Origin of the sequence: Chryseobacterium sp. SSA4.19 (assembly GCF_022601875.1) — a bacterium.
Taxonomy (GTDB): Bacteria; Bacteroidota; Bacteroidia; order Flavobacteriales; family Weeksellaceae; genus Chryseobacterium.
Genome location: NZ_JAKVIP010000015.1, coordinates 112,101 through 118,521, shown reverse-complemented (window position 1 = coordinate 118,521; position 6,421 = coordinate 112,101). Strand labels below are relative to the sequence as shown.

Sequence of the window (6,421 nt, the reverse complement as noted above, 5' to 3'; positions counted from 1 at the left end):
TATTAGTCTTTTAAATTGCAATCCAAAATTGCTAATTTTCTCGGAACTTTTTTTTATAAATAAGTTTAAACAACTTCTATGTCAAATACTTTTTCCAAAATCAGAAACGCAATAGAATTATTTAAATCCATTGACTTTGACCAGCTGGGTGAAATTTCTCAGAAGGTGAATCTTCCAAAATTAATGGAAAACTTTTCCAAGCTGGATGAGAAACAGCTAAAAGGAATGATGAAAATGCTGGATCCTCATCAGAAGAAAAGAGAGCTTCCGCCTATCGATGGTGACTTCTACGATATTTATCATACATTATCTCCGGAACAGCGTGAGATCCAGCTTAAAGTAAGAGATTTTATGGAAAAAGAAGTGAAACCTCTGGTCAATCATTACTGGCTTAGAGATGAATTCCCTCATGAGCTGATCCCAAAATTTCAGAAACTGAATATTTGTGGTGTCACTTATGAAGGATATGGCTGCCCGGGAATGCCTTTTCTGATGGAAGGTGTTATTGCTATGGAAATGGCCAGGATTGATGCTTCTATAGCAACTTTCTTCGGTGTGCAGTCCGGTCTGGCCATGGGATCTATTTATATCTGCGGCTCGGAAGAACAAAAACAGAAATGGCTTCCTCAAATGCAGAAGTTTGAGAAAATCGGTGCATTTGGCTTAACGGAACCCGAAGTAGGTTCCGGAGCGGCAGGAGGTTTAACGGTCACTTGCCGAAAAACTTCTGAAGGATGGGTTTTAAACGGCCAGAAAAAATGGATAGGAAATGCAACCTTTGCTGATCTGGTGATTATCTGGGCCAGGGATTTGGATGATGGAGAAGTTAAAGGATTTATTGTTGAAAAAGATAATCCCGGATACGCTGTTGAAAAAATTAAAGGTAAAATGGCCCTGAGGATTGTTCAGAACGGATTGATTACGTTAACAGATTGTCTTGTTACTGAAGAAAACAGGCTGCAAAATGCCAACTCTTTTAAAGATACCGGAAAAGTCTTAAGAATGACAAGAGCAGGAGTCGCGTGGATGGCAACAGGCTGTGCAAGAGGAGCTTATGAAAGTGCTTTGGATTATACCAGGAAAAGAGAACAGTTCGGTAAACCCATTGCTTCTTTTCAGATGATTCAGGGACACCTTGTAGAAATGCTGTCCAATTTAACGGCTATGCAAACTATGGTATTCAGGCTTTCTGAAATGCAGGATGAAGGAATTTTAAAAGATGAGCATGCTTCTTTAGCCAAAGTCTTTTGTACCTTGAGAACTCGGGATATTGTTTCAAGAGCTCGGGAAGTACTGGGTGGAAACGGAATTCTGTTGGAATACGATGTGGCAAGGTTTGTAGCGGATGCCGAAGCTATTTATTCCTATGAAGGAACAAAAGAAATAAACTCATTAATCGTAGGAAGATCCATTACTGGTTTCAGCGCATTTGTTTAATGTCGAAATGGTCAATTGTGAATTTTTCTTTGCAAATGAATTTTTTAAATTGATAAATAAAGCAAATTAACAATTGACCATTTATCATTCATATTTTATCAACTCACCAGATGTTTGTATTTTTCTCTGTTGTCGATGATCATCCAAAGATTAATAAAAAACATCACTCCGGCAATGGACATGCCCATTTCTGACTTATCCAGTGTGAATATATGTGCTACAATTCCTACCATGACCGGCAAAATAACAATGGCTCCCAACGCTCTCGTTTTTGGAAAGATAAAAAGTATGCCCCCAATTATTTCAACAATTCCTACAAGAGGCATCAGCCAGCGGATTTCGTCGAAAGCACTGAAGATTTTCATTTGTTCCGGAGTAGGTTTTTCCATTGGCATATAATTAAAAAACTTGTTTAAACCGGCATTAATAAACATTAAGCCAAAAAGAAGTGACAGGATAAATTTTACGATTTTCATGGGTGAAATTTTTTATTAAAGTTAAAAATATAATGAATGTAGGTATATAACAAATTTATTTTTTTTCAATAAAAATTTAAGTTTTACATTTTAAGACAATCAAAAATTATTTATGATAAAGATTTTAATTGACTCTCAATTTTGGGAAATATTTTAACTGTGGTATTATTTGATTTTATATATTTGTTTTGCAACAATTAAAAACTAAATATTATGTTGAGAAATCTTAAAAAATTGAATCGTCATGATTTAAGAGAAATTAAAGGTGGAAAGGAACAGATCTGTGATATCGGTCCTGAAGGATGTCCGTGCAAAATTCCTGCCGGTCATCCTTGTTTATACGGTCCCGGAGGTCCTGGTAATCCTGGAGATCCGGTAGGTTACTGCCCGGACAGTCAGTCATATATTCCTTGTGATCAGACTTGCCCGAACGGATTACAGCCACTTTGTGCGTTATAAGAACTCAAAAGCCTTCAATTGAACTTGAAGGCTTCTTTATGTTAAAAATACTCTTGAAGGCTTAAACTTGATGTGCGAAACAAATTGATCACTCAAAATTCATCACTAATCCATTTCTTTCAGTGTAATGTTCTTTGATAGCTTATAGCTCTTTTTCTTCTTGTCAGGCTTTTCTTCTTCTCCAAGCAGTTTCCCCCAAGGCTGTAATCCATCCACTCTTTCAAAAATAATTTTAAGAATGGCAATGGCCGGAATACATAAGAACATCCCTGCAATTCCCCACAGATGCTCGCCAATGATAATGCCCAAAAATGAAAAAAGCGCATTGATTTTCACTTTTGATCCCACTACAAAAGGTAGAATAATATTTCCGTCAACAATATGAACCCCGATGTATCCGATAAGAACATAAATACAAGTAGAGGGTGTAGAGGTTGCAAAAGCAATAAAGCATGAAATCAAAAGGGCAATACAGATTCCCAAATAAGGAATAACATTCAGCAGACCTGTTAAAACGCCTAGCAGAATTGCATATTTAACACCTAAGATTGTTAGCAACGTTGAGGTAAGAACCGAAACAATTAAAACCTGCAGGCAAAGTCCGACAATATATTTTTTAGTCATAATCCTTACTTCGCTTACTACTTCCTGAACACTGGCCTTATGCTTTTCATTAAAAACGGACACGATAAAATTATTTAAAACCCGTCTGTAATTCAAAATGAAAATGAAAAAAAGAAGAAAGAAAACAATAAAGCCCAGGCCTGTTGAAAAAAGCCCGAAAGTAAAACCTAAGATCACTCCTGAAGAAGAAAGAAGTTTGCTCAGTCCTTGATCCAGATAGGTCAATTGTTCATCAATTCTAACATGAAAAGTTTTTGAAACCCAATGCTGGAGATCATTGAAAACAGAAGTAAACTGAACTCTGAGATGCGGAATATCTTTACTGAAATCCGATAGCTGTGATCCAAAGAAATAAACCATTCCCGTTAACATCATCAACATTATTAAAACTGATGTAATGGTAGAGAATGATCTTGTGAACCTTAGTTTCTGTTCCATAAAATTAGCCGCAGGAAGAAAAAGCATGGCCATTAAAAAAGCCAGAAAAAAAGGGGCTAAGATGCTTTGTCCCAATGCTAAAAGATAACCGATTCCCAGAATAGATATGGTAACAAGCGTAAGTTTGACAAGAAAAGGAAGCCGAAGTAGATTCATAATTTTCAATGTTATGTAAAAATAATAAAACCCTTCGAAAAAGATTAAATTTAATTCGCTGATTTCTTCAAGACCTTAGAAAATTCTATGCCACATTTTTAAAATGCTAACAGACTGTCTAAAAGTAAAAAACACGCCTTGATCTGAGACGTGTTTATGTGAAGAATCTTGTGATATGAATTATTTTTCAATAGCCAGTTCGAGAACTTCGTTCATCCAGTTTACATAATAAACCGTAAGATCTTTCAGGTAATCCTTTTTGATTTCTTCTACATCTTTTCTGTTGGCCTCACAAAGAATAACTTCTTTGATTCCAGCTCTTGTTGCCGCCAGAAGTTTTTCTTTAATTCCGCCCACAGGAAGCACTTTTCCTCTTAATGTGATCTCACCGGTCATGGCAAGATGCGGTTTTACCTTTTTATTTTTAAAGGAAGATACCATTGAAGTAAGCATAGCAATCCCTGCAGACGGACCGTCTTTCGGAGTTGCTCCTTCAGGAACATGGACGTGGATGTTTTTCTTTTCAAGATCATCCTGCGCAAGTCCCAATTCATCATGTTTCGCCTTGATGTATTCTAAAGCAATTGTAGCAGATTCTTTCATGACGGTTCCCAGGTTTCCGGTCATGGTCAGTGTGCCTTTTCCATTGCTGGTAATACTTTCGATAAATAAAATATCTCCGCCTACACTTGTCCAGGCAAGGCCTGTTACTACGCCAGGAACATCGGTAAGTTCAGAAAGGCTTTTCGGTCTTGGGACACCAAGGATCTCATCAATTTTCCCGACTGATATTTTCGAATCATACTCTTTTACAAGAGCTGTCTGTAAGGCCACCCAGCGGGCCACCGCAGCAATTCTTTTTTCCAAAGTCCTTACACCGCTTTCTGAAGTATGGGCTTCTATAATATGTTTTAATTCAGCATTCCCGAGTTTAAAGGATTTTGAATCCAAACCATTTTCTTCCTGCTGTTTCTTTATCAAATGCCTTTTCGCAATTTCACTTTTTTCTTCCAGGGTATATCCTGAAATTTGAATAATCTCCATTCTGTCCAGTAATGGGGTCTGAATGGTAGATAAAGAATTGGCTGTTGCGATAAACATCACTTTAGATAAGTCATAACCCATCTCCAGGAAGTTATCGTAAAATGATTTATTCTGTTCAGGATCAAGCACCTCAAGAAGTGCGGAACTCGGGTCTCCATGCATTCCCTTTCCTACTTTATCAATTTCATCCAGAACAATTACTGGATTGGATGTCCCTGATTTTTTAATGGACTGCAGAATCCTTCCTGCCATTGCCCCGATATACGTTTTTCTATGGCCGCGGATTTCGCTCTCATCGTGAAGTCCGCCCAATGAAACGCGGACATATTTTCTTCCCAATGCGTCAGCAACAGATTTGCCCAATGAGGTTTTTCCGACTCCCGGAGGTCCTACCAATAATAGAATGGGAGATTTCATGTTGTTTTTAAGTTTCAGAACCGCCATGTGTTCCAAAATCCTTTTCTTAATATCTTCCAGTCCGAAATGGGCTTTATCCAAAATCTTTTGAGCTTTTTCAATGTCAAAAGTATCTTTGGTAAAAGTATCCCATGGGAGATCCGTAAAAAAATCCAGGTAATTTCTCTGAACATTATAGTCCGGAGAATTTGGATTTTGACGTTGTAATCTGTTGATTTCTTTCTGGAAGTGTTCTTCTACTTCTTCATTCCATTTCTTTTTTCTCGCTTTTACAATCAGTTCCTCCACATCGTTTTCAGGCCCGCCACCGAGTTCTTCCTGAATGGTTCTGATCTGCTGGTTAAGAAAATATTCTCTTTGCTGCTTGTCAAGATCTTTGGAGGTCTTCTGGTGAATCTGATTTCTAAGTTCCAGTTTTCTGAAATCTTCATGCATCATTTCATAGCACTTGTTGGCCCTTTCCATTAGGTTTTTTTCCTCCAGAAGCTTCTGTTTCTGAGAAGAAGGGAAATTGGCATTTGTACAGATGAAATTCAGAAGATCATCATTATTATTGATGTTTTTTATAGCAAAATTAGCTGCATTCGGGATATTGGGATCAAGCTCAATAATCTTTAAAGCCAGATCTTTTACATTTTCCAGTAAAGCTTCATATTCCTCTTGATTCTTAGGCCTTGTTTCTTTTAATTTTGAAATTTCCGCTTTAAAATATGGCTGGGTTTCAACAATTTTTTTAATCTTAAATCTGTGAAATCCCTTTGTAATGGCCGTAATATTGCCTTCGGGAAGCTTAATAATTTTAATAATTTTGGCTAGGGTGCCTGTCAGATACATATCTTTTTCAGCGGGCTGTTCAAGGTCTGAATTCTTCTGGCTTACAATACCGATCAGGTCACCATTGCTCTGGGCTTCTTCTAAAAGCTGGATGGAGGTTTTTCTTCCTGCCGTAATAGGCATGACCACATTGGGAAACATGACCATATTTCTTACAGGAAGGATAGGAAATATTTTTTGGCCGGAATTTTTCTCTGTCTCCGAAAGGTCAGAAAGACTGATTTCTTCAGCTACAATATCAAATCCGTCACTTATCATTTCTTCTAAACTAATATCTTCAAATTCTGTCATAGTAATCAAATGACAAATTGTCATTGTCGTTTTAATTCGTTAACGTGAAATTTTATCATATGTTTGATAATAAAGATAAAATATCATGAGGGCTAAGGTTGCACAAGACTTATGCCATTTGCTTTTCTGCAAAAAAAAAGGTCAAAATTTCCTTTTTTTGGAAATTTAAAATTTAAAAAATTAAAAAAAGAACTTCGATTTCCGTAATTTCTTAAAAATGTGTATTTTCGCACACTGATAAAAAA

General features: G+C 36.8%; 5 protein-coding genes. 2 read left to right on the top strand and 3 right to left on the bottom strand.

Annotated elements, in window-relative coordinates; genetic code table 11:
• The first annotated feature begins 78 nt into the window (after positions 1–78).
• Positions 79–1,437, top strand: a complete 1,359-nt coding sequence (locus MKJ01_RS12235; protein ID WP_241614162.1) for an acyl-CoA dehydrogenase family protein — start codon at positions 79–81, stop codon at positions 1,435–1,437.
• 98 nt (positions 1,438–1,535) lie between these two features.
• Here the strand turns inward: MKJ01_RS12235 and MKJ01_RS12230 are convergent, their stop codons facing one another.
• A complete protein-coding gene (locus MKJ01_RS12230) occupies positions 1,536–1,913 on the bottom strand; it encodes a DoxX family protein (RefSeq protein ID WP_241614163.1) in 378 nt (125 codons plus the stop codon).
• 213 nt (positions 1,914–2,126) lie between these two features.
• Between MKJ01_RS12230 and MKJ01_RS12225 the strand changes: the two genes are divergently transcribed.
• Positions 2,127–2,372, top strand: coding sequence for a hypothetical protein (locus MKJ01_RS12225; protein WP_241614164.1), 246 nt, complete (start codon positions 2,127–2,129; stop codon positions 2,370–2,372).
• Positions 2,373–2,477: 105 nt separating this feature from the next.
• Here MKJ01_RS12225 and MKJ01_RS12220 read toward each other — a convergent pair whose 3' ends face one another.
• Positions 2,478–3,590 carry an AI-2E family transporter gene (locus MKJ01_RS12220; protein WP_241614165.1) on the bottom strand — a complete coding sequence of 371 codons (1,113 nt, stop codon included), beginning with the start codon at positions 3,588–3,590 and terminating at the stop codon, positions 2,478–2,480.
• Positions 3,591–3,770: 180 nt separating this feature from the next.
• Complete coding sequence (gene lon, locus MKJ01_RS12215) at positions 3,771–6,176, bottom strand: endopeptidase La (protein WP_241614166.1); 2,406 nt, start codon at positions 6,174–6,176, stop codon at positions 3,771–3,773.
• Between the last annotated feature and the right edge of the window lie 245 nt (positions 6,177–6,421).

Excerpts from the sequence above, each read along its gene's own strand:
- MKJ01_RS12220 (WP_241614165.1), bottom strand. The coding sequence starts at position 3,590 with ATGAATCTACTTCGGCTTCCTTTTCTTGTCAAACTTACGCTTGTTACC.
- MKJ01_RS12235 (WP_241614162.1), top strand. The coding sequence starts at position 79 with ATGTCAAATACTTTTTCCAAAATCAGAAACGCAATAGAATTATTTAAA.
- MKJ01_RS12230 (WP_241614163.1), bottom strand. The coding sequence starts at position 1,913 with ATGAAAATCGTAAAATTTATCCTGTCACTTCTTTTTGGCTTAATGTTT.
- MKJ01_RS12225 (WP_241614164.1), top strand. The coding sequence starts at position 2,127 with ATGTTGAGAAATCTTAAAAAATTGAATCGTCATGATTTAAGAGAAATT.
- lon (WP_241614166.1), bottom strand. The coding sequence starts at position 6,176 with ATGACAGAATTTGAAGATATTAGTTTAGAAGAAATGATAAGTGACGGA.